The following is a 1,997-nucleotide window of genomic DNA, read 5'->3' on the forward strand; positions in this document are numbered from 1 at the left end:
CCTTGAACGCGAGCGCCACGAGCGGCGCCTCCGGATCGGCCGCCCGATCGCCCCCCGCCCCCCGGGGGCGGGGGGGCGGGGGGGGGCCTTTTGGGGCCCACCCGGGCGGGTGGGGGTGCACCCCCCCCGCGCCGGGGGCCCCCCCCCCGGTCCCGTGCGTCCGGGCTCAGCCGGTGTCCCGCACGGCGACGATCCCGTTGAAGACGCCGACGTAGGCGGTGCCGTCGGGGCCCAGGGTGATCGGCGCCCAGTTGTTGTCGTAGCCGAGCCCGGTCCCGGTGAACCGCGAGAAGACCCGGGCGCCGGTGCGGAAGTCGACGGCGGTCAGGTACCAGGCGTCGATCCCCCACCGGTGCGGCCGCTTCTCGTAGAAGTAGAGCAGCCCGTTGGCCGTGGACAGCTTGGGCACGGTGGACGGCGACCGTACGTCGCTCTCCCAGACCACGTCGCAGCCGCTCCCGTCGGGCCGTACGTCGATCCGCGTCGCCCCGCCGACGACGCTCCGCCCGAAGCCGAGCGACGACGGGTTCTCGTACCCGTAGTTGTTCTCCACCACGAGACTGTCGCCCCAGCTGATCAGCGAGTTGTCGGTGGTGGAGGCCCCGGCGCCGAACACCGGCACCTTGCAGACGAGCCGCTCCCCCGCCGGCGCGTCCGCTCCGCGCCGGTAGACGAGGACGTTCATCCGCTCGTCGGCGTTGTCGGTGATGGCCACGTACGCGTCACCCCGCCCGAAGAGATCGGGCGTGGTTCCCGACCCCTGGTTCACCGAGCCGGGCTTGGTCCCCGTCCCCCGGTCGTACGGTTCCCGCCAGACGACCCGCGGCGTCCCGTCGGCGTCGGCCCGGAACGCGTACAGCGCGTGGTCCGTGACGAGGGAGACGCCGTCCTCGGCGACGGAGAACGAGTTCTGGATCTCCTCCCCCTCCAGCCGTACGGCCCGCAGGGCACCGCTCTGCGGGTCGACGGTCCCGACCCGCCCGAGCCGGGTGACCCACCAGATACGCCCGTCCCAGTCCGGCATCACGGAGGTGACGGGGTCACAGACTCCGCTCGGCAGGAGGTTCGTCCAGGTGACGCAGTCGTGCGGCACCAGCGGGGTGAGGTCCCAGTCGTCCTCGACCGTGAACTCCCAGCGCCCGTCGGCGTTCCGCGCGTGGGAGATCCGCAGCACGTGCTGCCGGGAGTCGGCGAGCACCACCCGGTCACGGTCGTCCAGATAGAAGTAGGCCCCACCCGAGGTGTCCTTGAAGATCTTCCCGAAGTCGAGCCGGGTGATGGCCTCGACGGTGGAGGAGCGCTGCGGCAGCTGGTACTCGGCGAGCGTGTCGAGGCTCCGCGGGTCGAGCAGCTTCAGCAGAAAGCCGCTGAACGTCCCGCAGACGGTGAGGAGCCGCCCGCCGGCGTCGAAGGTGACGGTGGCGCACTCCCCGCCGAGGGGCGCGATCTTCTCGCTGGTCACGTCCGGTTCCCGCCCGAGCGGCCCCGGGTACGGGTGCGTCCCGCTCCCGGCCCCGTCGGCGTGCATGCCGCTGCGCCCGTTGGGGGCGAGGTACGGATGCCGGGCGGGCCCGGCACCCGGCAGCGGCCTGGCCGTCGCCGGGGCGCCCAGGTAGTGCTCGACGAGCCGGTGCCCCAGCGCGAGGGGGATCTCCTCGGCCTGGGCCACGGGCGCCGAACCGACGAGCAGGACGGCGGCGAGGGCGGTGGCCAGACCGGCCAGGCGTCTTCTGCGAGGGCGTGTGCATGAGGTCAAGACAGCTCCTCCGGGTGGGTACGACAGTCGCGCCGGCCGCCGACGCTAGGCCCGTCCCCCGGAGAAGGGAAGCGAAGTGCCCCACGATCCACGAGAACGCAGAAATGCCTCAACCCCCGGACAGAGTCCGGGGGTTGAGGCTAAAAATTGTTCGGCGGCGTCCTACTCTCCCACAGGGTCCCCCCTGCAGTACCATCGGCGCTGAAAGGCTTAGCTTCCGGGTTCGGAATGTAACCGGGCG

1 protein-coding gene and 1 rRNA gene are annotated in these 1,997 nt (G+C 72.3%); both read right to left on the reverse strand.

The window, feature by feature from the left end; translation table 11 throughout:
• Window positions 1-166 precede the first annotated feature (166 nt).
• On the reverse strand, window positions 167-1,756 hold the full coding sequence (locus tag ACFW1I_RS36390) for a hypothetical protein (protein WP_384678071.1): 1,590 nt from the start codon (window positions 1,754-1,756) through the stop codon (window positions 167-169).
• Window positions 1,757-1,905: 149 nt separating this feature from the next.
• Window positions 1,906-1,997, reverse strand: a 5S ribosomal RNA gene (gene rrf, locus ACFW1I_RS36395); the annotation flags it as partial.

The organism is Streptomyces sp. NPDC058955 (genome assembly GCF_042741435.1).
Lineage (GTDB): Bacteria > Actinomycetota > Actinomycetes > Streptomycetales > Streptomycetaceae > Streptomyces.